Annotated in this window: 21 protein-coding genes, 1 tRNA gene and 1 pseudogene; 8 read left to right on the top strand and 15 right to left on the bottom strand. The window is 57.7% G+C overall.

Features of this window, described 5'->3' with window-relative positions:
- Positions 1 to 5 precede the first annotated feature (5 nt).
- Positions 6 to 725, top strand: a complete 720-nt coding sequence (locus tag BQ9846_RS13945; RefSeq protein WP_075881545.1) for a murein L,D-transpeptidase catalytic domain family protein — start codon at positions 6 to 8, stop codon at positions 723 to 725.
- A gap of 107 nt (positions 726 to 832) precedes the next feature.
- Here BQ9846_RS13945 and BQ9846_RS13940 read toward each other — a convergent pair whose 3' ends face one another.
- Positions 833 to 2,608, bottom strand: a complete 1,776-nt coding sequence (locus tag BQ9846_RS13940) for a methyl-accepting chemotaxis protein (protein ID WP_075881544.1) — start codon at positions 2,606 to 2,608, stop codon at positions 833 to 835.
- Between the two features lie 393 nt (positions 2,609 to 3,001).
- Between BQ9846_RS13940 and BQ9846_RS13935 the strand changes: the two are divergent.
- Positions 3,002 to 3,992 (top strand): annotated as a pseudogene (locus BQ9846_RS13935) (LLM class flavin-dependent oxidoreductase).
- 133 nt (positions 3,993 to 4,125) lie between these two features.
- Here the strand turns inward: BQ9846_RS13935 and BQ9846_RS13925 are convergent.
- On the bottom strand, positions 4,126 to 4,743 hold the full coding sequence (locus tag BQ9846_RS13925; RefSeq protein WP_083651582.1) for a DUF1415 domain-containing protein: 618 nt from the start codon (positions 4,741 to 4,743) through the stop codon (positions 4,126 to 4,128).
- A 134-nt stretch (positions 4,744 to 4,877) separates the two neighbouring features.
- On the opposite strand from BQ9846_RS13925, the gene BQ9846_RS13920 reads away from it, so the two are divergent.
- The 3 genes from BQ9846_RS13920 to BQ9846_RS13910 all read left to right on the top strand — a co-directional run bounded on the left by BQ9846_RS13920 (position 4,878) and on the right by BQ9846_RS13910 (position 9,883).
- Entirely contained in the window at positions 4,878 to 6,728 is a 1,851-nt protein-coding gene (locus BQ9846_RS13920) for an ABC transporter ATP-binding protein (RefSeq protein ID WP_075881543.1), read from the top strand.
- A gap of 125 nt (positions 6,729 to 6,853) precedes the next feature.
- Positions 6,854 to 8,425, top strand: a complete 1,572-nt coding sequence (locus tag BQ9846_RS13915; protein WP_075881542.1) for a Re/Si-specific NAD(P)(+) transhydrogenase subunit alpha — start codon at positions 6,854 to 6,856, stop codon at positions 8,423 to 8,425.
- 15 nt (positions 8,426 to 8,440) lie between these two features.
- On the top strand, positions 8,441 to 9,883 hold the full coding sequence (locus tag BQ9846_RS13910; RefSeq protein ID WP_075881541.1) for an NAD(P)(+) transhydrogenase (Re/Si-specific) subunit beta: 1,443 nt from the start codon (positions 8,441 to 8,443) through the stop codon (positions 9,881 to 9,883).
- A gap of 65 nt (positions 9,884 to 9,948) precedes the next feature.
- On the opposite strand, the gene BQ9846_RS13905 is transcribed toward BQ9846_RS13910, so the two are convergent.
- A complete protein-coding gene (locus BQ9846_RS13905) occupies positions 9,949 to 10,743 on the bottom strand; it encodes an alpha/beta fold hydrolase (protein WP_144049431.1) in 795 nt (264 codons plus the stop codon).
- 777 nt (positions 10,744 to 11,520) lie between these two features.
- On the opposite strand from BQ9846_RS13905, the gene ltaE reads away from it, so the two are divergent.
- Positions 11,521 to 12,537, top strand: coding sequence for a low-specificity L-threonine aldolase (gene ltaE / locus BQ9846_RS13900; protein WP_075881540.1), 1,017 nt, complete (start codon positions 11,521 to 11,523; stop codon positions 12,535 to 12,537).
- 10 nt (positions 12,538 to 12,547) lie between these two features.
- Here ltaE and BQ9846_RS13895 read toward each other — a convergent pair whose 3' ends face one another.
- A complete protein-coding gene (locus tag BQ9846_RS13895) occupies positions 12,548 to 13,105 on the bottom strand; it encodes a cytochrome b (RefSeq protein ID WP_075881539.1) in 558 nt (185 codons plus the stop codon).
- Between the two features lie 190 nt (positions 13,106 to 13,295).
- On the opposite strand from BQ9846_RS13895, the gene BQ9846_RS13890 reads away from it, so the two are divergent.
- Entirely contained in the window at positions 13,296 to 13,670 is a 375-nt protein-coding gene (locus BQ9846_RS13890; protein WP_144049454.1) for a septal ring lytic transglycosylase RlpA family protein, read from the top strand.
- Positions 13,671 to 13,677: 7 nt separating this feature from the next.
- Here BQ9846_RS13890 and BQ9846_RS13885 read toward each other — a convergent pair whose 3' ends face one another.
- Positions 13,678 to 14,160: a nucleoside deaminase gene (locus BQ9846_RS13885; RefSeq protein WP_075881537.1), complete on the bottom strand. Its 483-nt coding sequence runs from the start codon at positions 14,158 to 14,160 to the stop codon at positions 13,678 to 13,680.
- Between the two features lie 337 nt (positions 14,161 to 14,497).
- A complete protein-coding gene (gene tnpA, locus BQ9846_RS13880) occupies positions 14,498 to 14,914 on the bottom strand; it encodes an IS200/IS605 family transposase (RefSeq protein ID WP_075881536.1) in 417 nt (138 codons plus the stop codon).
- 56 nt (positions 14,915 to 14,970) lie between these two features.
- Here tnpA and BQ9846_RS13875 point away from each other — a divergent pair, with 56 nt between their 5' ends.
- A complete protein-coding gene (locus BQ9846_RS13875; RefSeq protein ID WP_075881535.1) occupies positions 14,971 to 16,296 on the top strand; it encodes an RNA-guided endonuclease InsQ/TnpB family protein in 1,326 nt (441 codons plus the stop codon).
- A gap of 146 nt (positions 16,297 to 16,442) precedes the next feature.
- Here BQ9846_RS13875 and BQ9846_RS13870 read toward each other — a convergent pair whose 3' ends face one another.
- The 9 genes from BQ9846_RS13870 to BQ9846_RS13830 form a co-directional block, all read right to left on the bottom strand.
- Positions 16,443 to 16,865, bottom strand: a complete 423-nt coding sequence (locus BQ9846_RS13870) for a type II toxin-antitoxin system VapC family toxin (RefSeq protein WP_075881534.1) — start codon at positions 16,863 to 16,865, stop codon at positions 16,443 to 16,445.
- On the bottom strand, positions 16,862 to 17,104 hold the full coding sequence (locus tag BQ9846_RS17275; protein WP_075881533.1) for a FitA-like ribbon-helix-helix domain-containing protein: 243 nt from the start codon (positions 17,102 to 17,104) through the stop codon (positions 16,862 to 16,864). Before BQ9846_RS17275 ends, BQ9846_RS13870 begins: the two co-directional genes overlap by 4 nt.
- 452 nt (positions 17,105 to 17,556) lie before the next feature.
- Positions 17,557 to 17,730: a nucleotidyl transferase AbiEii/AbiGii toxin family protein gene (locus tag BQ9846_RS16595; RefSeq protein ID WP_235818967.1), complete on the bottom strand. Its 174-nt coding sequence runs from the start codon at positions 17,728 to 17,730 to the stop codon at positions 17,557 to 17,559.
- Positions 17,720 to 18,496 (bottom strand): type IV toxin-antitoxin system AbiEi family antitoxin domain-containing protein, encoded by a 777-nt coding sequence (locus BQ9846_RS13855; RefSeq protein WP_075881531.1) that lies wholly within the window; start codon positions 18,494 to 18,496, stop codon positions 17,720 to 17,722. The genes BQ9846_RS16595 and BQ9846_RS13855 overlap by 11 nt, the downstream gene beginning before the upstream one ends.
- Positions 18,497 to 18,900: 404 nt before the next feature.
- Positions 18,901 to 18,977 (bottom strand) — tRNA-Ile (locus BQ9846_RS13850).
- A gap of 75 nt (positions 18,978 to 19,052) precedes the next feature.
- On the bottom strand, positions 19,053 to 20,255 hold the full coding sequence (gene trpB / locus BQ9846_RS13845) for a tryptophan synthase subunit beta (protein ID WP_075881530.1): 1,203 nt from the start codon (positions 20,253 to 20,255) through the stop codon (positions 19,053 to 19,055).
- 81 nt (positions 20,256 to 20,336) lie between these two features.
- Positions 20,337 to 21,005 (bottom strand): alpha/beta hydrolase, encoded by a 669-nt coding sequence (locus BQ9846_RS13840; protein ID WP_075881529.1) that lies wholly within the window; start codon positions 21,003 to 21,005, stop codon positions 20,337 to 20,339.
- 167 nt (positions 21,006 to 21,172) lie between these two features.
- Positions 21,173 to 21,379, bottom strand: coding sequence for a cold-shock protein (locus tag BQ9846_RS13835; protein ID WP_054641278.1), 207 nt, complete (start codon positions 21,377 to 21,379; stop codon positions 21,173 to 21,175).
- 188 nt (positions 21,380 to 21,567) lie between these two features.
- Positions 21,568 to 23,220 (bottom strand): GMC family oxidoreductase, encoded by a 1,653-nt coding sequence (locus BQ9846_RS13830; protein ID WP_075881528.1) that lies wholly within the window; start codon positions 23,218 to 23,220, stop codon positions 21,568 to 21,570.
- Positions 23,221 to 23,225: the final 5 nt, after the last annotated feature.

Genomic DNA, 23,225 nt, shown 5'->3' with positions numbered 1-23,225 from the left:
CAACCATGGTGCTTCGTTTAAAAACGTCGGCATTACTGATCAGCTTGCCTCTTAGTTTAGTAACGTTACCACTTCAAGGCGCCACTTTCTTTGCCAGCGTCGCCTCAACCCCCACCTTCGAAACCTCTTCGCTCCACCACCAGCTCAAGCAGTTAGCCCCCGAGGCGACACCTGACGCGTTACGCATGGCGGCACAGGCGCTCTCCTGCGCCGACCCCAATGCCGAGCGCCTGGCGGTCATCGATTTTTCGCTCCCCTCCAGCGAAACGCGGATGTGGGTGTTTGACCTTCACCAGCACGAACTCCTTTTCGAGGAACTGGTCTCCCACGGCCAAGGCTCTGGCGACGCGCTGGCCGAAACGTTCTCCAACACCCCCGATAGCCATCAGTCAAGCCTGGGGCTTTTTCGCACCATGAACAGCTACTACGGCCGCAACGGCTATTCACTGCGCTTGGATGGCCTTGAGCCTGAGGTCAACGATTTGGCGTTTGAGCGTGCCATTGTGATCCACGGCGCCGACTACGTCAGCGAGGATTTTATTCGCCAAACCGGCCGTCTGGGCCGTAGCCAGGGTTGCCCCGCCGTCCGCGCCGACATCACCTACCCGCTGATCAATAGCCTCAAGGAGGAGCAGTACGTGTTCGCTTACTATCCCGACCCAGAGTGGATGGCAACATCGACGTTTTTAAACTGCGACAGCGATACCCAGCTCGCCCAGCGCTAAAAAAACCGCCGCCTGGCTCTCCAGGCGGCGGTCGGTCGTGACTAGGGGGTTTTCAGGTTTTCGCTAAGCGCTCTCCCTTAGAACTTTACCTTAGAACCTTCCCTCAATTAGAACTCTTCCCAATCATCGTGCTCATTGGTTGTCACCTTACGAGACGGGCGCTGTGAAGCGGACGCCGTCGTAGAGGCGTGGCGTTGTGGCGCGCTGCTCGACGGTAAGACGTTCGCCGGGCGCTCCAGGGCCGGTGCATACGAAGCGTCTCCCAACACGAACGCATCCAGCAGGTGTGATAGGTGCTCCGCCCCTTCGCGCAGGCTTTGTGCGGCGGCGGAACTCTCCTGCACCATCGACGAGTTCTGTTGCGTCATCGAGTCCATCTCGGCCACGGCGGTGTTGATTTCGCCAATACCCGCGCTCTGCTCGCGGGCGCCTGCGCTGATTTCGGCGATCACATCGGTCACCCGAGTCACGCTCTCCATGATCTCCTTCATGGTGGAGCCCGCCTCACGCACAAGCTCAGTACCCTCGCGGGTATTCTTCATCGAACCATCAATCAGTTCGCGGATTTCGCTTGCCGCGTCGCTGGAGCGGCTGGCGAGCTTGCGCACTTCTTCCGCTACCACGGCGAAGCCACGCCCGTGCTCGCCGGCACGTGCCGCCTCTACGGAGGCGTTGAGGGCGAGAATATTGGTTTGGAAGGCGATGGAGTCGATCATGGTAATGATATCGCCGATCTGCGTGGCGGAATCATTAATCGTATCCATGGTGGTTTCCACCCGCTGCATGGCATCGCTACCGCGACGCGCCACATCCACCGCGCTTTGCGAAAGCTGCGAGGCTTGCTCTGCCGATTGGGTAGTGTGTTGCACGGTCGACGTAATCTCCTCCATCGAGGAAGAGGTCTGTTGTAAGTTGGCCGCCGACTGCTCGGTGCGCGTCGCAAGCTCATTGGTGCCCTGATCGATATCCTGCGATGCCTGAAGCACGGAGCGCGAAGTGCGGTGAACGTCTTGCAGGGTTAGCTGCATGCGCTCGACAAAGGCATTGAATTGGCGCGCCAGGTTGCCCACTTCATCGTTGGACTCCACGGCAAGGCGCTGGGTCAAATCGGCTTCGCCCGTCGCCACACCGTGCATCGCCTCTGCGGCACGACGCACCGGGCGCAGCGCGCGGTGTACTAAGTAGGTGGCCACGAAGCCAACCCCGATTAGGATCAGCAGCGTTACCACCCCTTTAATCACCAGCGCTTGGCGGAACTCGGCCCAGGCCAAGGCTTCCACTTCGGCCAGCCCTTTCGCGATATCGCTCAGGTAGATGCCGGTGCCGATCATCCAGTCCCACTCGGGAATCGGAACCGCCATCGAGTGCTTGGCTTCTGTTTCTCCCGTCGCCGGGTTGATCCACTGATAGTCGTAAAAGCTGTCATTACGGTCGCGCGCGCGATCGATCAAATCATCCACGAACGCATTGCCTTCGCTATCGGTCATACCCGACATATTGGTGCCAACGCGGTCGGGGGCGGCGGCAAGCGCGATCGCCGTGCCGTCAAACTCAAAGGCAAACACGTAGTTTTCATCGCCAAAACGGAAGTTTTGCAGAATATCCTGGGCGCGGGCTTGCGCTTCGTCTTCACTGAGCGCGGGATTATCGACCAAATGCGATATCGCATTGCGCGCCGACTCAAGCAAATAGCGCACCGTGTTTTCACGCTCCTTAACGAGCACCTCGCGCTGCTCATCAAGGGTTTCTTGAATGCGCTGGGCGGAGCTACGCGTCTCAAGCACCGATAACACCACCGCGAGCACCAGCATGGGAAAGAGCACCAAAAAGACGATTTTGGTCTGCAAACTAATATTAAAACGTGAGCCCTGTTGATCAGCCATTCTTGTTATACCACCTTTTTAATCGTTGAAAGCCTTGCCACATCACCGCCCCTTACATCGCCTAGATGGGCGGGGACGCTGACGTATGCGCTTTGCGCTACCCAGCGCTTTGGCGAGTATGAAATTATTAGTCCAGCAACGATTACACACCCACCGTGTAGGTTCAACGTAGTCGTTTGTCTAGGAGCAAATTTTATCGCTTTAATGGCGCTTTCAACGCTGCCCCTTCGTCGCACGTCAACGCCTTGCAATCGGCTTTCTCCGGCCGCATAACACCCCTTTAGCAAGCGTGCTAACATTTATGCTCGGCAACACTCAGTATCTGAGAGATACTCGCCACGACAACGTAGCGTCCACGACACCCCACTTCCGATCGATTACATAAGGTGCTGCATGAGCCAACTCGCGTCCACGGCGCTCTCCGTTTTGGATCTCGCCCCAATCCGCCAAAACGGCAGCGCCGCCGAAACCTTCGCCCATAGCGTCTCACTCGCTCAGCTCACGGAAAAATTGGGCTTCAAGCGTTTTTGGCTCGCCGAACACCACAACATTGAGGGCATCGCCAGCGCTGCCACCTCGGTATTGATCGGCCATATCGCCGGCAATACCTCCACGCTTCGCGTGGGCAGCGGCGGCATCATGCTGCCCAACCACGCCCCGCTGTTGATTGCCGAGCAGTTTGGCACCCTGGAAACGCTCTATCCCGGCCGGATAGACCTGGGCGTGGGGCGCGCACCTGGCTCCGACGGCTTGACCATGCGTGCGCTGCGCCGCCGTCTTGATAGCGGCGTGGATTTTCCCCGACCAGCTGGCGGAGCTGCGCCGTTATTTGGGCACGCCCGAGCCCCAGCAACGGGTTAAAGCCATTCCGGGTCAGAATACCCACGTGCCCGTCTGGCTTCTCGGCTCTAGCGGATATAGCGCGCAGCTCGCCGCGCAGCTGGGGTTACCCTTTGCCTTTGCCGCCCAGTTCGCCCCGGGTTACCTGTTTGAGGCGCTGCGCCTTTATCGCGACAACTTCCGCCCTTCCGAGCACCTAGCGCGCCCCTACGCCATGGTCGGCTTGCCGGTCATGGCCGCCGACAGCGATGCCATGGCGCACTATCTAGCCACCACTGCGCAGCAGAAGTTTTTGAACATGATTCGTGGCCAGCGCACGCAGTCGCTTCCCCCGGTCGAGCAGCTTGACTGGACACCCATGGAGCGCACGCAGGTGGAGCAATTTCTTGGCGCGGCGGTCATTGGCGGGCCGGAGAGCGTCAAGGCCGGGCTGGAAGAGATTCAGGCCCGCACCGGCGCTGACGAGCTGATGATCAATAGCGATTTTTATGATCACGCCGACCGCCTGCGTAGCTATGAAATCGTCGCGGAGGTCGCGCGGTGACAACAACGACAGATATCGCCTTTAGCCCAGCGCCTGGGGTTCGATATCGTCGGCACCGTGCCCCAGGCGTTTCGCCACCCGCAGCACGGGTTGGTGGATATCCATGTGATGCACAAGCTGATCCGTTAAGGCGCTACGATTGACGCTCTTCGCGCAGGCAGCGCGTGAGCAGCGCTTCCGCTGCATCGCCGCCCATCGCTTCGAGGTGGGCGATATTGCGCTCGGGTATTTGCGCCGTGTCGCCGTAGGCGGCGATGGCTTTCTCCAAGCTCGCCTCGCGCAGCAGGTGCAGCATGGGGTAAGGCGAGCGATTGGTGTAATTCGCGGCATCTTCCGGCGCGGCATCGGCAAAGCAGTAATCCGGGTGGAAGGTCGCGAGCTGATAAACCCCCTCATACCCCTGCTCCACCAGCAGCGATTCGGCAAGGTCGACAAAATCCAGATAGTGCTCAAAGTCGCGGAACAGCGTTGGGAACACCAGTAGCGAGGTTTCGGTCTGCGCGTGTTCATCGAGCCAGGCGATCTCCGCCATCAACTCTTCAAGCGCGACCGCCATTTTTTTGGAGCGCACGACTTCAATGCGCACGCTGTCGCGCTCGACCTCACGCTGAGCAAACGGGCAAATGGTGTGCGCCACGATAAAATCGCGTACCCAACGCAGCGTTTGCGCTTTCACCGCACTGTCTTTATCACGCTCGCCACCCTGCTCGGCCGCGTTGTGTGCGTTCGCTGTGTTATTGCCGTGCTGCATGCAAGCCTCGTTTCAATCAAAACGTGAATCATAAGAGCGCGCCCTGCTCACTTGGCTGAGCCTGGCAGTTCACGCCCAACTCGCGCATGATAGCGCTTTCTTCTCCGACTTCCTTTAGGTCTTTGCCCTCTTTTATGCCCCGTGCCGCACCTTACCCACCGCCCGCCAACCCGCTAAGCGGTTTTTTTGGCGTCTTCCGCTACAGTCGCCGCGCGCTTTCGCTGGTGTGGCAAACCTCTCCCGCGATGATGCTGGGTTTAGCGCTCTGCACTCTGGTGGCGGGGGTGCTCCCGGCGGTTGCGACCTGGGTAGGGCAGTTGATCGTCGATGGTGTGGTCAACGCCATGGAGACTTACCGGGAAGCCGAGGCGCCCGATTTAGGGGCCATTCTTGCGCCGGTATTGGGATGGGTCGCGCTGGAAGGTGGCATCATCGCGCTGATCGCGCTGGCTCAGCGCGGGCTGTCAGCGCAGCAGTCGCTTTTGCGCGCGCTGCTGGGGCAAAAAGTTAACGTCATGATTCTGGAAAAGGCCGGCACGCTGTCGCTTAGCCAGTTTGAGGACTCCGAGCTTTATGACAAGCTCACCCGTGCCCGCCGCGAGGCCTCCACGCGCCCGCTGGGGCTGGTCAATAAAACCTTCAGCTTGCTGCAAAATGCCATTTCGCTGGTGAGTTTCGGCGTGCTCCTGGTGCAGTTTTCCCCCTGGGCGCTGCTGATTCTCGTGGCGGGCGCGCTGCCGGTGTTTATTTCTGAGGCCAAGTTCTCCGGCGATGCGTTCCGGCTGTTTCGCTGGCGCTCGCCGCAAACGCGCATGCAGATGTACCTGGAAACCGTGCTTGCCCGCGAAGACAGCATCAAAGAGGTCAAGCTATTCGGCCTGGAGCCGCTCTTTTTACGCCGTTACCGGGACATTTTTACCCGCCTTTTCAGCGAAGAGCGGCGCCTCACCCTGCGCCGGGAAAGCTGGGGATTCATACTGGGCTTGCTCGGCACGCTCACTTTCTATGGCGCCTACGGCTGGGTGGTGGTGGAAACCATCACCGGGGCACTGACGCTTGGGCAGATGACCATGTACCTAATGGTCTTCAAGCAGGGGCAAGCCGCGCTGTCGGCCAGCCTGACCGCCATCAGCGGGATGTACGAAGACAACCTTTATCTCTCCAATTTGTACGAGTATCTGGAACAGCCCACCGAAATCGAGCACGGCACACTCACGCAGGGCGCTTCACCCGGCGACGGCCTGCGCTTTGAGGGCGTAAGCTTCGCCTACCCCGGGGGCCAGGAAGTACTGCATGACATTTCGCTGCACCTTCAACCGGGGCAGAGTTTGGCACTCGTGGGAGAAAACGGCTCGGGCAAAACCACCTTGATCAAGCTGTTAACTCGGCTTTACCACCCCACCCAAGGCCGCATTCTGCTCGACGGTAGCGACCTTCGCGACTGGGAAGCGACCGCCCTTCGCGAGCGTATCGGGGTGATTTTTCAAGACTTTGTGCGCTACCAACTGCAGGTGGGAGAAAACTTGGGGGTGGGCGATACTCACGCCTTTGACGATGAGCAGCGCTGGCACGCTGCCGCCCACCACGGCATGGCCGATGCGTTCATTGACCGCATGCCCAGCGGTTACCGCACCCAGCTTGGGCGCTGGTTCAAAAACGGTCAGGAACTTTCCGGTGGGCAGTGGCAGAAAATTGCCCTCTCGCGCGCCTACATGCGCAAAAACGCCGATATTCTCGTGCTCGATGAACCCACCGCCGCCATGGACGCCGCCGCCGAAGCGGAAGTTTTCGCCCGCTTCCGTGAACACAGCCGCGACAAAATGACCATTTTGATCTCCCACCGCTTCTCAACGGTGAGAAGCGCCGAGCATATCGTGGTGATCGATCAAGGGCGCATCATTGAGCACGGCACCCACGACGCGCTTTTAGCGCAGAAGGGACGCTACGCTAGCCTCTTTTATTTACAGGCAAAAGGCTACCAGTAAAGAGACTTTTCTTAAGTTACCGGCAATCCGGCACGGTTATTGCCTGTTGTGCAGAGCCGCAGAGTCAGGTATAGCTAACAGGACGTTAGTAGAACACCAACAACCGCTATTTAGGGAGATCCAACGTGAAGATTGGTGCACCCAAAGAGCTCGCCAAGGGCGAGGCGCGTGTCGCGCTGACGCCGGACAGCGCGCTCCAACTACAAAAGCTAGGGCATGAGTGTTACCTCGAAGCCGGCGCCGGGGTTTTGGCAGGCTTTGAGGATCAAGCCTATCGCGATGCCGGCGTGAACATCCTCGACGACGCCAAGTCACTTTGGCAAAACGTTGATACCGTGATCAAAGTGCGCGAACCCAGCGAGGAGGAAACCGAGCACCTGCGCGAAGGACAGACCTTGATCAGCTTTTTCTGGCCCGCCCAGAACGAGGCGCTTCTGGAGAAGTGCAAAAACCAAGGCGCCACCGTGATCGCCATGGACATGGTGCCACGCATTTCCCGCGCCCAGAAAATGGACGCGCTCTCCTCCATGGCCAACATCGCCGGCTATCGCGCGGTGATCGAAGCGGGGAATAACTTCGGGCGCTTCTTTACCGGGCAGGTGACGGCCGCCGGCAAAGTACCGCCGGCCAAGGTGCTGGTGATTGGCGCGGGCGTGGCCGGGCTTTCCGCCATCGGCACGGCCGCAAGCCTCGGTGCCGTGGTGCGCGCATTTGATGTGCGCCCCGAGGTGGCCGAGCAGATCGAATCCATGGGCGCGGAGTTTCTGTTTCTCGACTTCGACGAAAGCCAAGATGGGTCGGAAACCGGCGGCTACGCCGCACCCTCCAGCCCTGAGTTTCGCGAGAAGCAGCTTGAGTGTTTCCGCGAACAGGCCGCCGATGTGGATATCGTCATCACCACCGCGCTGATTCCCGGCAAGCCCGCGCCTAAGCTGTGGCTTGAGGACATGGTAGAGGCGATGAAACCCGGTTCGGTGGTGATTGACTTGGCCGCGGAAAAGGGCGGCAACTGCGATTTAACCAAGCCCGATGAGCGGGTGGTGAGCGACAACGGCGTGGTGGTGGTGGGCTACACCGACTTCCCCTCGCGCATGGCAACGCAAGCCTCGCTGCTTTACGCCACCAACATCCGTCACATGCTCACCGACCTGACGCCGGAAAAAGATGGCCAGGTCATCCATGACATGGAAGATGATGTGATTCGCGGCGCCACGGTGACCCATAAGGGCGAGATCACCTTCCCTCCACCGCCGCCCAAGGTGAAGGCTATCGCCGCAGCGAAGCAAAAGCCCAAGGAGAAAGCGCCCACACCGGAGGAGAAGAAAGCCGCCGAACTGGCCACCTTCAAGGCGCAAACCAAGCGTCAGGTAACGCTACTTGGCGTGGGGGGCGCGCTGATGCTGCTGCTTGGGCAAGTCGCGCCGGCCTCTTTCATGCAGCACTTTATCGTCTTCGTGCTCGCCTGCTTTGTGGGTTTCCAAGTCATCTGGGGCGTCAGCCACTCGCTGCACACGCCGTTGATGGCGGTCACTAACGCCATCTCGGGGATTATCATTCTCGGGGCGATACTACAGATCGGCTCGGGTAGCGGGATCGTGACGGTGATGGCAGCCATCTCGGTGCTTATCGCCACGATCAATATCGTCGGTGGCTTCCTCGTGACCCGCCGTATGCTGGCCATGTTCCAGAAATCTTAATCCGCGGAGACAATCATGCTGAGTCAAGGATTCGTGTCTGCCGCGGCGATCGCGGCAAGTGTGCTGTTCATCCTCTCCCTCGGGGGGTTGAGCAATCAAGAAAAAGCCAAACGGGCGGTGTGGTACGGCATCGTCGGTATGGCCGTGGCGGTCTTTTTCACCGCCTTTGGCCCTGGTATCGGCGCTTATGGCTGGATGATCCCGATGGTGATCATCGGTGCCGGCATCGGCGTTTACGTGGCCAAAAAGGTCGACATGACCGAAATGCCCCAACTCGTCGCCGCCCTGCACAGTTTCGTCGGCCTGGCAGCGGTATTCGTGGGCTGGAGCGCCGACCTGGAGCGACGCCGCGTGCTGGCAGCACGCGCCATGGAGGCTAGCACCGAGCAGTTTTCGGCCTTTGCCGCGCTGGTGGCGACCAAAGCCCCCGATGAGCTGATGTTTTTGCAGATCGAGGTGGTCTTGGGCGTCTTCATTGGTGCGGTTACGTTCACCGGCTCCATCATCGCCTTTGGCAAGCTAGCGGGTAAAATCGACGGCAAACCCAAGCAGCTTCCTGGCGGCCATGCGCTCAACGCAGGAGCTGCGGCGCTTTCGCTACTGTTTGCGATTCTTTATCTCAACGGCGCCGGTTTCTGGACGTTGATTCTGATCGCTGCTCTGGCGTTTTTCATCGGCTACCACCTGATCATGGGTATCGGCGGCGCCGACATGCCGGTGGTGGTGTCGATGCTTAACAGCTACTCCGGCTGGGCCGCGGCGGCGATCGGTTTCACCCTCTCCAATGATTTGCTCATCGTGACCGGGGCGCTGGTGGGCTCTTCAGGGGCGATTCTCTCTTACATCATGTGTAAAGCGATGAACCGCAACTTCCTGAACGTCATCCTCGGCGGCTTTGGCGGCAGCATAGGCCCGGCGGCCGAGATCGAAGGCGAGCAGGTGGCCATCGATGCCGGCGGCGTGGCCAATGCGCTGAACGACGCCGACAGCGTTATCATCGTGCCGGGCTACGGCATGGCGGTGGCCCAGGCGCAGAACGCGGTCAGCGAGTTGACCCGCAAACTGCGCGCAGCAGGCAAGAACGTGCGCTTTGGCATTCACCCGGTGGCCGGCCGCCTCCCTGGGCATATGAACGTGCTTCTGGCCGAGGCCAAAGTGCCTTACGATATCGTGCTGGAAATGGATGAAATCAACGACGATTTCGCTTCCACCGATGTAGTGATCGTTATTGGCTCCAACGACATCGTCAACCCAGCCGCGGAAGAGGATCCTAACAGCCCCATCGCCGGCATGCCGGTGTTGAAAGTGTGGGAAGCCAAGCAGGTGTTTGTGTGTAAGCGCGGCCAGGGCACTGGCTACTCGGGCATTGAGAACCCGCTGTTCTTCAAGGAGAATACGCGGATGTTCTACGGCGACGCCCGGGAAAGCATCGACTCGCTGCTACCGCAAATCGAGTGATACTTGCAAGCGCCAAGCGCTAAGCACAACGCCCCCACCAACCTGGGGGCGTTTTTTTATTGTGTCTATAGGGCGCGCACAAAGTGGGTCACACGCGCCACGACGTCAGCTTCACACTCGCGGTGTGGCACATGATGGATATGGGGCAAAATCTCACATTGAGCAGGCCCTTTTACTCTGCTCGCAATGCGCTCGGGCTGACGGAGGGAGCCGTATTCATCTTTTTCACCATGCAGCACCAGCGCAGGGCAGGTGACGTTTTTAAGCGCGGCATCTAGCGTCCAATCGGCAAACGCCGGCGAGAGCCAAGTCTTCGTCCAGGCACTTAACACCCAAGAGGCTTTGTCACCGTGGTATTTGGTGAGCTTTGCAAACTGCGCAGGGTCAGCAAAGAGTTCCTGCGCTGCAATGATCCCCTCCCGCGTACACCCTTCATTGAATGCCTGCGCGGCAATCGTCACCAGCCCCTGGCACTTATCTGGATAGGTGCCCGCAATATGCACCGCCATACCGCCGCCAACGCTATGGCCTAAAGCAATAAAGCGCTCGATACTCAATGCTTTTCGCAGCGCAGCAAACCCATGGGTAGCTTCATCGTTAATAAAGCTAAAAGAGGGAGGCCTGGGGCTGGCATTTGAACGGCCAAACCCGAGCCGGTCGTAAGCAATGACTGGATGACCGGTCGCCTCACACAGCGCCTCGGGGAAGCTGCGCCACAGGGCAACACAGCCCAGCGAGTCGTGCAGCAGCACAATTGGCACACGCGATGTCAAAGCGCTCGGCGACCACGTTTGGGCAAACAGGTGTCCGTCAGGCGTTTGTACCCAATGGCACTCTGGGTTCATACCGGTACTTTGCATGGCCACTCTCTGCTCTTGTTTCGCATAAACTCATTTTCCTTTTCATCTTAACGGGTTGCCCAGCACGTCAATCACACTGCTTTACCGAGCACCCGACTCTTCACGCTCTTTATGACGCATTTGCATGACAAACAACAGGAGAGTGAAATAATAGCATGCTGCACCGCAACAAAACTCGGCTATACTGTGGAGGCAGTCCCAAAGGAGGAATGCCCCATGACTCACTACCCCTTGTATGATTGCGACGTGCTACGTGCCTGGTTACGTCAAGCCCAGTGGCAACGCGCCTTTGTCGACGCTTTCAGCGCCTATTGTGACAAATAATCTACGACTTTAGATGTAGAAAATTACCGAGCCGGACTAATGTCCGGCTTTTTATCGATTATGAAAACCCTTTCCATTCAGTTAGGTAAGCGTTAACGTCCTATTTTGTACGCTTTCGCTTACGCGCTGTAAGATTTTGCTTACATCTTTAGTGCTAGCGCGCCTCGCCCAAAGCGATTAATATTTGACCTCACCCTCTCTTACGCTCGTTTTAATGCCAGGGTGCGGTGAGATAAATATGACGCAGTTTACGTCAACGGTAACTATTAATTTTCTGGAGAGCACGCCATGTCGATGGATATCCTTAATGTTTGGGCCCAACGCGCAGAACAGCAACGTGTCGCCTTCGATGCGATCGCGGCCTTTATCCGCTAGCGCCGGGAAAGCGCTTTTCGCACCCTAAGCACTTGCAGTATTCTGTTGCCTTTATGGTGCATGCCGCTAGGGGGAACAATGATTGATTTACGCAGCGATACGGTCACTCGGCCGACACCGGAAATGTACGACGCCATGCGTGCGGCACCGGTGGGAGACGATGTCTGGGGCGACGACCCGACCGTCAATGCGTTTCAACACCGCCTTGCTGAAAAAACGGGCAAAGAGGCGGCGCTGCTCTTCCCTAGCGGCACCCAAAGTAATTTAGTCGCCTTAATGGCGCACTGTGAACGTGGCGACGAGTATATCGTCGGCCAATCCGCCCACACCTACCGCTATGAAGGCGGCGGCGCTGCCGTATTAGGCAGCATCCAGCCGCAACCGATCGAAAACGCCGCGGATGGCAGCCTTCCCCTAGAAAAAATCAGCGCAGCCGTCAAAGCGGACGATTTTCACTTTGCTCGCACACGTCTGTTGGCGCTAGAAAACACCATCGGCGGCAAAGTCCTGCCTGCTGACTATGTCACAAAAGCCACCGACCTTGCCCGCCAGCATGGCCTCGCCACGCATCTTGATGGGGCTCGCCTGTTTAACGCCGCCGTTGCCACCGACACACCGCTAAAAACGCTATGCCTTCCTTTTGACAGTGTATCGCTTTGCTTCTCCAAAGGGCTGGGTGCCCCGATCGGCTCGGCGCTGGTCGGCTCACAGGCACTGATTGACCGCGCCCTTCGCTGGCGCAAAGTCGTCGGCGGCGGCATGCGCCAGGCGGGCGTTATCGCGGCCGCTTGCCAGCACGCCTTGGAGCACCATGTGGATAGGCTCGCCGACGACCACCAACGCGCCGAGCGGCTCGCCAAGGCGCTACATGACCTACCGGGGGTTGAACTGGCCTATATCGCGACCAATATGCTGTTTGTTCGCTTCCCGCACGGCCAGGCCACTCCCCTCACTGCCTGGCTAAAAGAGCAGGATATTTTGCTCGACCCGCTCTATGCAGATGGCAAAACACGCCTAGTGATTCATCGCGATATCAGTGACAGCGATATCGATCATGTCATCGAGAAAATCGCCGCTTACTTCTCACGCCGATAAGCTGGCGCTCTTAATCAAATAGGCTCATACGCTTCATCACGTTATCGCGCTTGATCCACCAGTGGTAAAGCGCGCCGCTCACGTGCAAGGTGATCAGCACGATAATCGCCCAGCCGAAGCGCTCATGCCAAAGAAACAGCGCCTCTGAGAGCGCTTCGTTTTTTCCCAAGATATTGGGCAACGTCCAGTGAAAAAACTGCACGGGAAAACCGCCCGTCGCGGTGGCCAGAGCACCGAGGACCGGCATCACCACCAGCGCCAAGTAAAGCAGATGATGCACGCTGGTGCTGACGATACGCTCAAAGGCATTGAGGGGTGGATCGTGATCCGGTACAACAAACGCCAGCCGTGTAATGATGCGCAGCGTCATTAATAGCAACAGCGTGATACCCAGCGTTTTATGCGCCGTATAGAGCGCATTGGTCACGCTCTGGCCGATTAGCTCAACCAACCGTTCAAACCCTAGAAAGCCCAGCGTAAGACCGCTTGCCAGTGACAGCACCACGCCCAGAGCCACCAACCAATGCAATACTCGATGGGGGTAAATGTAGTGATCTAACTCATGCATAAAAATAGACTCCTTGGACTTGCCTCGTTAATTGATATGAGCTTAGTTTAGGCAATTCTGCAGCTAAAATCGCCGATCTTGATATTGTCTTGCCCGAGGCTTCTACAGCCGTTATCATCCAAACGCTGCCATCAGCCTCATTGATGCAAATACCACGTAAGCAACACCATGAGGGATTTCCATGGTCGTTATGAAACGCTTCACTCCATTACTGTGTTTTATCATACTGCTATTCGGTGCATCCTTTGCCGCCTCGGCACACGACACCGACAATGCCAGCCAGAGGGGTAAAGCCTCTTTCTATAGCGACCGTTTTCAAGGAGCCACCACCGCAAGCGGCGAACCCTTCGACCAGAAAGCGCTCACGGCCGCGCATCCCAGCTTACCCTTTGGGACAAAAGTACTCGTCACCCGCCCCGATACCGGGAAAAAAGTGGAAGTCATCATCAACGACCGCGGCCCCTACGTAGAAGGCCGGATCATTGACCTCTCCAAACGCGCAGCACGCGAGCTTGATATGCTCAAACGCGGCGTAGCGCCTGTACTCGTCACCCTCGTGGATTAAGAGCGCCCTATTTAGCCCCTTGGTGGCAGCGCTGGTGGAGCGCCTTCATGGTCTCGGCCAGCGCTGAAACTGGCCCTTCCACCGTAAGCCCCGGCACAACCTGTTCAATGGGCAGGGTGGCCACGGGTGGGGGCGCTACGCCAAACTCATTGAGCCATGCGCTGAGTTGGGCGGATGAGCTGACATAGACAATTCGCCCGAGCCCGACCCAGCCATGCGCAGCCGCGCACATCGGGCAGTGCTCGCCCGAGGTGTAAACGGTCGCCTCAGCGCGCGCCCTAGGCGACATGTTTTGTGCCGCCCAGCGCGCCAGCGCAAACTCCGGATGCTGCGTCGCATCCCCTCCCGCGATCCGGTTGCGATCCTCCGCCAATACCTCACCGTCACGGCTCACCAGCACGCTACCAAACGGCTCATCGCCCGCTTTCAGCGCCTCTTCCGCTAACGCCACACAGCGCTTTAGATACGGCATTTCGTGTTCGGCAATCATGGCATGCTCCTTAATAATATAGTGCTTACTGTAGTGCGCATCAGCCCGTGATTCGAGCTCCACCCCACGTTTAGCACAACAAAGAGACATCCCCTTCTTCTTGCAAAGTAACCACTGCAAAAACTTGCCGCTCAAAAGCATTCAGAAAGTGCGCGCAAAGCTAAGGATAAAAAAGACATCGCCAGTGGGTTGGCTAAGAAAGGATCTTTGAAGGGGAGTGGTAGGCCCAGTAGGTCTTGAACCTACGCCCAAGGGATTATGAGCGTGCTTTTAACGTCTTACGCGGAATTCCACGTCCAAGCCACGCATTGGGCGTGGATGGATAGCGTGCCGTCCGTCAGGGCGGCCGGGATTGGTTTTCGATGTAGCGCTTGATGATGTCCGTGGTCGCGCCATCACCCACGCTCAGTAAGCAGTAGGAGCGGGACCAAAACCTGTCTCCCCAGAGTTTCGGTTTTATCGTCTCGCCGTGATCCTTGCGAATGCGACGACTGGTGACGGTTTTGATGCTGTTGATCAACTTGGCGGGCATTACCGAAGGGTGGATCTCTAGTAGCGCATGGACATGATCCGTCTCGCCCGAAAACTCCACCACGCCAACATCCGACAGCTCGCAGACATGACGCAGGTGTTTTTCCAAATCCCCAAGGATAGCGGGCGTGATGACCTCGCGCCGGTAAGCCACCACTAACACTAAATGGCACTTCATGTTGAATACGCAGTGTGGATGTGATCTTAGTGCGGTTTTTGACATTGACACCAATCCCTTTATTCACTACGTTCAGGGTAGTTCTTTTCATAGGCATTGTCATGGTCGTCAACCGCATTGAGCGCATTGTCATTCGCCCCGGCCACGTAAATCATGGCGCGTGTCGGCGGTTATGCGTGGCAGCGCGAAAGGTGGCCAATGCAACGCTGTACCAGATGCGTCAGGCGCTCTTTGCCGAGGCGCCGATCAGTGCCAGCCAAGCCGACAAGATTCTCAAGCGCGAGCATAAGGATATTTACAGCTTACTGCCTTCAGCGGGTTCCCAGCGGATAACCCAGGTTGTCGGCGATAGCTGGAAAAGCTGGATCAAGGCCAAGGCGGATTACGCCCGCCATCCTGAAAAGTACAAAGCCCGACCACGCCTACCCGGTTATACCCAGGGCGCCCGCACCTACGTCGTCAACCGCAACGGCTACAAAATTGTTGGCGGCATGATCCATCTTAGCGGTGCCAAGGCGTTCGGCTTTCAGCCCGTTAAGACCACGGTGTGCCAACACCAAGCCTTCAATGCCAAGGCGTCAGAGGCCGTGGTCACGGACCTCCGCATCGTGCCGCTAGGCACGTCCTTTTGCATCGAAATCGGCTACACCAAGGAGATAAAAAACACGCCTCTATTGGATATGAACCGTGTCTTTTCGCTGGACATCGGCATCGATAACCTTGTCGCCATCACCTCCAATCAGCCGGATTACCGTCCTGTTCTGATCAAGGGCAAGGTCATCAAGTCGATTAACGCGAAGTACAACAAGGACAAGGAGGCATTAGCCAAGAAAGGCAAAAAGCGGCACATCCGCTCGAAAGTTGGGAAACGCCATGCGCGCATTCACGACTACTTTCACAAAGTCAGTCATTGGATCGTGAGCGAGTGCGTGCGCACCCGCACGGGCAAGCTGGTGATTGGTAAAAACCCCGGCTGGAAACAGGCCGTGAATATCGGCCGCGTCAATAACCAGAAATTCACCGCAATCCCGCACGCCAAACTGATCGACATGATCCAGTACAAGGCGGAGGCGCAAGGCATCACGGTGGTCTTGATGAACGAAGCCTACACCAGCAAAGCCAGCGCCCTGGATCTCGATCCCATTCCCGACTATGACGAAGCGCGTCAGCAAAAACCGACCTTTAGCGGCCGGCGCGTCAAGCGCGGTCTCTACCGTACCGCCTCGCGTCAGCGGATCAATGCCGACGTCAACGGTAGCGCGAATATCCTGCGAAAAGAAATCGGCAACGAGTGGATCAGCGATCACCTCCGAGCCGGTAAGGGCGTTGTGGACACGCCCATAGCCATCACGCACATCGATGCGCGGTTGTCATTAGAAGCTTGCCACCGCGCAAGCGAAACCACGTCTAACGGCGCAGCCGCTTAGGCGTGGTAGTTCATATCAATAAGATACGGAATATCCTACGAAATCCACCGTAACCTAGCAAAGGTCAAAGTATCAGACTATCAGTAGCTTAGCGAAGGTTAGTGTAACCTACCCGAACCAGCTACTGTGTTGTCAGTGTACCGATATCAGCCCATTTCCCAGGGGTTAATCGTCTCGACGGTCAACATCTCGAAATCCTTTAGATTGCGTGTAGCCAACACCGCTCCATGCTGGATGCAGATAGCCTCAATTTGGGCATCGGCCATGTGAACCTGCCTTCCTGCACTCTCGCTGGCAGCGACCTGCTCTGCGTAGTGAATCGCAGCCCCGCTATCGAACGATAGGATGCGTCCAGAGAAATCTTCCTCGAACATGGCCGCCACCATAGCGGCGAAACCACGCTTGCGCTTGCCGTCGGGCAAGCGCTCGATCCCATAGAGAATTTCAGCAACCGTAATAGCGGAAATAGCCACGGAACGAGCATCCTGCCTGTCCAGCCAGTCGATAACCCGGGCGTCTGGCTCAGGCCGCATCAGCTCGGATAGCACATTGGTATCAAGAACAATCATGCGCCGAAGCCTGGATCACGAGGCTTATCGGACCTAGGCGGCACTTCCAGTTCGATGCCACCGGCGTCTGCGAATCGCTCACGTATGCGACTCCCTAGCCCCTTTGCTTGAGGCTGGTTCAAGGCACTACGCAGAATGACGCGAACCTCCTCTTCCATGGAATGGCCATGCCTAGCCGCCTCCATGCGAAGCTGAGCTTTCAACTGCTCGTCCAAATTTCGAATTGTGATCGATGCCATACCAACCTCACCATGTGATTACAATGCTATCAATGCTAGCATAACGCTAACAGGTGCGCCTATGCATGGCGATAGGTATCATGCTGGCCCGTAATAAAGGCTTTGAGGGCAGGGAGACCTGTGCTCGCTGTTGGAGCATAAGGAACTCATGAGCAAGTACGAGGGGCTAGATCGCGAAACGCTGATTTCGCTTGCTGGAACAGCGCGACCAGGGGCGTCAACTAGGCTTAGTGTGGGAGCGAGATGAAATAGATGCCGACCAAGCTATCAATATGATGATTTCGTCGGCTTACAGTTTGATACCGCCCTCTCTCGTGACAGCTATGATACTCTTCGCGATCTACGCATGCCCCATGCCGGGCTTTGGCGTTGTTCTCTATCGCTCGCTTCTCACTTTCATCGACCCAGACTTTGACTGGTTTCTGGCTTCCCATATTGCCTCCTTTGATTGTCTAGCGGCGGCAGCCGCTCAGTCTCGCAGAGCAGGGCCAGCGTCGAGGTAATGGCTGCACGAAAAGGTTGATGGCCGTACCGCCCTTGAGTGCGAAGCACGGCTCGTCATTGATAAAAGGCAGCAGCGAGACCAACAGCCTGACCTGTTCATGGTAGCGAGCGTCAATCGGCATGCAGGAACGCCTCCGGCACCGTCACGTGATACTCCCTGTCCAGCTTTCCGCCCTGGCAGAGCTGCCGCTTGCCTTTGCCGAGGTCAAGTCGGCGTGGTTCCAGACGACCGTACCAGGCATGCCCAGCATGGCGAGCCAGCACCAGAAAGGCACGCTTCGTTCTCACCGAGCGACAACCCTCCAGCAATGCCTGCAGCCGGCGCGGACGCAGCGTGTTAAGCCCGCCGAAGGTGTCCACCAGCTCACTGCCGAACAACAGCTGATTCGGCGTCACGGCGATCCACTCCAGGACCGCTCGCTCGGGGGTCGATACCTGCAAGCTGAAGGCCCTGCTATCCGGCGCGTAGTCCGTGAAGCTGCCGGGAAGCTGTACCGGCAGGCCCTTTTCGGAGTGAAGTGCCATCCGCCCTGCCCACTCAGCATCACTCAACCACCGGGGCAGCCGAGCGGCTTCCCTGCCATACAGGTGCGTCGTGCTCTCCCCCATGGGCAGGTAGTGGGAAAAGCCATGCAGTGCGAGGGCCGTCTGGCCACCCGGCCACAGCGGTGGTAAGCCAGTGTCGTCGCTCGTCTGCAGGGCGAAAACAGCGCTCTCCCAGGTAAGAGGCTCCCCCGCTTGGCAGTAGGCGCCGTGCCCCACGCGCTTAAGCCAGCCACTGCTGGCCAGCTTACGCGCCTGATCCGAGGTGACGCCGTGTGACGCCAGCCAGGCGGTCGTCACAACGGCGCCATACGGGATCTTGTGCAGCAGCTGGTTTATTTTCACGTGAAAAATCGGCCTTAAATTCCGTCTTCAGAGTGAAGAATAAACCACGTTGGTTTATCTTCAAGCACAAAATCGCCATTCAAGGCCGCTTTTAGCGCAACTTTTAAACCGAAAGCCGAGTCTTCGGTTTGCCGATATTACCTTACCCAAGGGGCAAAGAACGTATGTGCTAAGACACACTTTCGCCAGCCACTTCATGATGAACGGTGGAACCTGCTAACGCTGCAAAAAAATTGGTGCATCAGCCTATTCAAATGACCATGCGTTACGCACACATCGCGCCGGATCATCTGACATGAAGCCGTCACATACAGCCCAAAATTCTAAGCCGTAGACACTTTGTAGATACCGGCAAAAAAAGTACAGCGAGGAAAGGTAGTAAGGCGGGTAAGTCTTTGAATTTATGGTGGGCCCAGTAGGACTTGAACCTACGACCAAGGGATTATGAGTCCCCTGCTCTAACCAACTGAGCTATAGGCCCGTAAAGCGCGGATATGATAGCGAAAGACGGATAGCGAGGCTAGCCCTGATTCGCTATCCGTCAAGGCAGATTTCGCTATAGGCCAAGATACTCGGCGACATAGTCAGCGTCTTTATCGCCGCGGCCGGAGAGATTCACCAGAATATGCTGATCGGCGGGTAATTTAGGCGCTTCACGCATGGCCCAGGCCACGGCGTGGGCGCTCTCCAGCGCCGGGATAATTCCTTCGACCCGCGAAAGCGTTAGAAAAGCCTCCAAGCACTCCGCATCGGTGGCGCTTTGGTAGTCAACGCGACCGACCTCCTTGAGGTGACTGTGCTGAGGGCCTACGCCGGGATAGTCGAGTCCCGAGGCGATCGAGTGTACCGGCATGGGATTACCGGCTTCATCCTCGAGCACGTAGCAGGCCATGCCGTGGATCTCACCCGGCTTGCCCAGCGTCAGCGTGGCGGAGTGGCGCTGGGTATCGAGCCCCTCACCCGCCGGCTCCACGCCTACCAGATGGACACTGGCGTCATCGAGAAAAGCGGTGAACATACCAATCGCGTTGGAACCACCGCCCACGCAGGCGGTGACGTGGTCGGGAAGTCGCCCGTGACGCTCAAGGAACTGACCCCGCGACTCGCGACCAATGACCGACTGAAAGTCGCGCACCATCTTGGGAAACGGGTGCGGCCCGACGACCGAGCCAATGGCATAGATGAAGTGTTGCGGGTCTTTGAGATACTCCTCGAAAGCGCTGTCCACCGCGTCCTTGAGCGTTGCCGTGCCCCGGGTGACGGGAACGAGCGTGCAGCCCAGAATCTTCATCTTGGTCACGTTGGGGTGCTCTTTCTCGATGTCGACCTGCCCCATGTGAATTTCGCAAGAAATACCCACTAGCGCGCAGGCGGTAGCCAGGGCAACACCGTGCTGGCCCGCACCGGTTTCGGCGATCACCTTGGTCTTGCCCATGAACTTGGCTAGCAGCGCCTCGCCCAGGCAGTGATTGATCTTGTGCGCGCCGGTGTGGTTTAGGTCTTCGCGCTTGAGGTGAATCTGCGCGCCGCCCAGCTTGGAAGAGAGCCGCCGGGCGTGAAAGATGGGGCTTGGGCGCCCGACATAATCCGCAAACAGCTCGGCCAGTTCCTGCTGGAAATCGTCGCGTTGGCGAATCTTTTCGTAGGCGGTATCGATCTCATCCATGACCGCTTTTAACTCGGGCGGAATGTGCTGCCCCCCATAACGGCCAAAGTAGCCCTGCGCATCGGGAAGGTTAACAAAAGGGGTGTGGCTCATGGCATTTCCTTACGGCAAACCGAAATCTTGGGGCAGTTTGCCCGGTCGCCTCAGCGCTGTCGAGACGACCTTGGGCGAGGCCTACGTCGCCAAACGCTCGCTTAACCACTTACCAATATCTTGCACTTGCTGCGGGCAGAGCGCATGCGCCATGGGGTATTGGCGATAATTGGCGGGGTAGCCGAGCGCCTTGACCTTATCAAACCCGGCGCGCCCCAGGCTTTCCGGCACGATAGGGTCAAAGTTGCCGTGATGCACTTCAATGGGAATCGAGCGATTCGCCTCGGCAAGCTCGATACTGTCGGCGGTAGCGAAGTAGGTCGACATCGCCAGCAGCCCGCCGAGCGGCTGTGCAAAAGAGAGTGTCGCGTGGTAGGCGACAGCGCCACCCTGAGAGAAGCCCGCGATGATAATCCGGCGGCTATCAATGCCCTGGTCGATCTGCTCTTCTATCAGTGCCTGAATGCGCTGGGCGGATTTTTTCAGCTGCACCTCATCCACTCGGCGCCCTAAATCCATTGCCAAAATATCGTACCAGGCTGGCATTACCATCCCGCCATTGATGGTCACCGGCAAGCGCGGCGCATGGGGCATAATAAAGCGTACGTTAGCGCTCTCTGGCAGAGAAATCGCCGGCACGAGCGGCTCAAAGTCGTGACCGTCGGCGCCTAGGCCGTGAAGAATAAACACGCAGGCGTTTGCCGGTTGGCCACTTTTCGGTTCAATAATCAATTCGCCCGATTCACTCATACGTCTTCCTTAAAAATAAAAAACGCTACCCTAGCGCAAAGCAACACTGACAGCGACCCTTTCGCCACCCACTCTACAAACCCAAAAACGCAAAAAACCCCGCGATTGGCGGGGTTTTCTGCTAACCGGTGTTTAGCCGGTCGCTAACATCCATCGGTCGTTAGGAATTAACCTAGAACCTTGATGTTAGAAGCCTGAAGGCCTTTTTTACCCTGAGTGACGTCGAAGGAAACCTTCTGGCCGTCTTGCAGAGTCTTGAAGCCGTCAGCTTGAATCTCGGAGAAGTGCGCGAACAGGTCGTCGCCGTTGTCGTCCGGAGAAATGAAGCCGAAGCCTTTAGTGTCGTTGAACCACTTTACAGTACCAGTTGCCATGATCGAAATCCTCGATTAAGCGTATTTAGAGCCGGGAAATACCCGAGTTGCAGTGGGTAGAACAAGAAACTTTCACCAGACTCAACGCTAAGCGCTTTGATACTGCTGACAACGTTCGACTTGCTAACCAACTGCACGCATCATGCGCTTATGATCTGCGCACGTCAATACGCTACGTTAAAAAAATGTCAGGAGGATGACGCTCTCAACATCCATCCCGCCGCCTTCTCAGCGATCATCAACGTGGGCGAGTTGGTGTTGCCACTGGTGATCGTGGGCATGATGCCCGCATCCACGACGCGCAAGCCCTTGACCCCATGCACGTTGAGGCGGGAATCCACCACCGCCATCGGGTCATCGCTCGGCCCCATTTTGGTAGTCCCCACGGGATGAAAAATCGTGGTGCCGATATCGCCAGCAAGTTTCGCCAGCTCATCGTCGGTTTGGTACTCAAGTCCCGGCTTGAACTCTTCCGGGTCGTACTGGGCAAAAGCCGCCTGTTCGGCAATCTTTCGCGTAACGCGCAGCGAATCCGCTGCCACTTTGCGATCCTCCGGCGTACTTAAATAGTTAGGCGCGATGGCGGGTGCCGCTTTAGGGTCGCGGCTTTTGATCCGCACCGTGCCGCGGCTAGTGGGGTTTAAGTTACACACGCTCGCGGTAATCGCCGGGAAGGCGTGCAGCGGCTGGCCGAACGCATCCAGGCTCAACGGCTGCACGTGATACTCGATGTTGGCGTGCTCGTACTCCTCCGAGCTGCGGGTAAAGATACACAGCTGCGACGGCGCCATGCTCATTGGGCCTCTGCGTTTTAATACATACTCAAGCCCAATTTTGGCTTTACCGATAAGCGAGCCGGCCATGGTGTTGAGCGTTTTGGCGCCCTTCACCTTATACACCGAGCGAATTTGCAGGTGATCCTGCAGGTTCTCCCCCACCCCCGGTAACTCCGCCACCAGGTCGATCCCGTGTTGGGCCAACAAGTCGGCGGGGCCAATGCCGGAGAGTTGCAAAATCTGGGGTGAGCCGACCGCGCCCGCGCTCAGCACAAGCTCTTTATCGGCGCTTACGGTCAGCGTTTCACCGCCGCGCAAAAGCTCAGCCCCCACGCAGCGCGGCGTGCCGTTTTCTTGTTCAAACAGCAGCCGATTCACGTGCGTCGAGTGCCAGACGGTCAAGTTCTGGCGCTTTTTCGCGGGCCTTAAGAACGCTTTGGAGGTATTCCAGCGCCAACCGCTGCGCTGGTTCACCTCAAAATAGTTAACCCCTTCGTTATCGCCACGGTTGAAGTCCTCGGTGCGCGGGATACCCGCCTGCACCGCCGCCTCGGCGAAATCGTCCAGCACTTTCCAGCTCAAGCGCTGCTTCTCTATGCGCCACTCACCGCCATGGCCGTGGTAGCGACGGTGCTCCTCATCCCCGTCGCCATCCGCATCCAGCCGGTAGTGGTCTTCGTGCTTCATAAAGTCGGGCAGGCAGTTCTCCCAGCGCCAGGCGTCATCGCCGGTCATCTCGGCCCATTGATCGTAGTCACGCGCCTGACCGCGCAGGTAGAGCATGCCGTTGATGCTGGAACAGCCACCCAATGTCTTGCCGCGCGGATAGATAAGCGAGCGGCCATTGAGGCCTTGATCCGGCTCGGTGCGAAAGCGCCAATCGGTGCGCGGGTTGTTGATGCAGTAGAGATACCCCACCGGAATATGAATCCAGTGGTAGTTATCGCGCCCGCCCGCCTCGATCAGCAGCACCCGGTTGGCCGGGTCGGCGCTTAGGCGGTTAGCCAGCAGGCACCCCGCGGTGCCTGCCCCGACAATAATGTAGTCAAATGTGTGTTCCACCATGGCAT

Source organism: Vreelandella massiliensis, from assembly GCF_900155385.1.
Lineage (GTDB): Bacteria > Pseudomonadota > Gammaproteobacteria > Pseudomonadales > Halomonadaceae > Vreelandella > Vreelandella massiliensis.
Note: the sequence above shows the minus strand (reverse complement) of the source record. Positions and strands in the feature narration are given on the sequence as shown.

Excerpts from the sequence above, each read along its gene's own strand:
- BQ9846_RS13945 (WP_075881545.1), top strand. The coding sequence starts at position 6 with ATGGTGCTTCGTTTAAAAACGTCGGCATTACTGATCAGCTTGCCTCTT.
- BQ9846_RS13940 (WP_075881544.1), bottom strand. The coding sequence starts at position 2,608 with ATGGCTGATCAACAGGGCTCACGTTTTAATATTAGTTTGCAGACCAAA.
- BQ9846_RS13925 (WP_083651582.1), bottom strand. The coding sequence starts at position 4,743 with ATGCAGCACGGCAATAACACAGCGAACGCACACAACGCGGCCGAGCAG.
- BQ9846_RS13920 (WP_075881543.1), top strand. The coding sequence starts at position 4,878 with ATGCCCCGTGCCGCACCTTACCCACCGCCCGCCAACCCGCTAAGCGGT.
- BQ9846_RS13910 (WP_075881541.1), top strand. The coding sequence starts at position 8,441 with ATGCTGAGTCAAGGATTCGTGTCTGCCGCGGCGATCGCGGCAAGTGTG.
- BQ9846_RS13905 (WP_144049431.1), bottom strand. The coding sequence starts at position 10,743 with ATGCAAAGTACCGGTATGAACCCAGAGTGCCATTGGGTACAAACGCCT.
- ltaE (WP_075881540.1), top strand. The coding sequence starts at position 11,521 with ATGATTGATTTACGCAGCGATACGGTCACTCGGCCGACACCGGAAATG.
- BQ9846_RS13895 (WP_075881539.1), bottom strand. The coding sequence starts at position 13,105 with ATGCATGAGTTAGATCACTACATTTACCCCCATCGAGTATTGCATTGG.
- BQ9846_RS13890 (WP_144049454.1), top strand. The coding sequence starts at position 13,296 with ATGAAACGCTTCACTCCATTACTGTGTTTTATCATACTGCTATTCGGT.
- BQ9846_RS13885 (WP_075881537.1), bottom strand. The coding sequence starts at position 14,160 with ATGATTGCCGAACACGAAATGCCGTATCTAAAGCGCTGTGTGGCGTTA.
- tnpA (WP_075881536.1), bottom strand. The coding sequence starts at position 14,914 with ATGTCAAAAACCGCACTAAGATCACATCCACACTGCGTATTCAACATG.
- BQ9846_RS13875 (WP_075881535.1), top strand. The coding sequence starts at position 14,971 with ATGGTCGTCAACCGCATTGAGCGCATTGTCATTCGCCCCGGCCACGTA.
- BQ9846_RS13870 (WP_075881534.1), bottom strand. The coding sequence starts at position 16,865 with ATGATTGTTCTTGATACCAATGTGCTATCCGAGCTGATGCGGCCTGAG.
- BQ9846_RS17275 (WP_075881533.1), bottom strand. The coding sequence starts at position 17,104 with ATGGCATCGATCACAATTCGAAATTTGGACGAGCAGTTGAAAGCTCAG.
- BQ9846_RS16595 (WP_235818967.1), bottom strand. The coding sequence starts at position 17,730 with ATGCCGATTGACGCTCGCTACCATGAACAGGTCAGGCTGTTGGTCTCG.
- trpB (WP_075881530.1), bottom strand. The coding sequence starts at position 20,255 with ATGAGCCACACCCCTTTTGTTAACCTTCCCGATGCGCAGGGCTACTTT.
- BQ9846_RS13840 (WP_075881529.1), bottom strand. The coding sequence starts at position 21,005 with ATGAGTGAATCGGGCGAATTGATTATTGAACCGAAAAGTGGCCAACCG.
- BQ9846_RS13835 (WP_054641278.1), bottom strand. The coding sequence starts at position 21,379 with ATGGCAACTGGTACTGTAAAGTGGTTCAACGACACTAAAGGCTTCGGC.
- BQ9846_RS13830 (WP_075881528.1), bottom strand. The coding sequence starts at position 23,220 with ATGGTGGAACACACATTTGACTACATTATTGTCGGGGCAGGCACCGCG.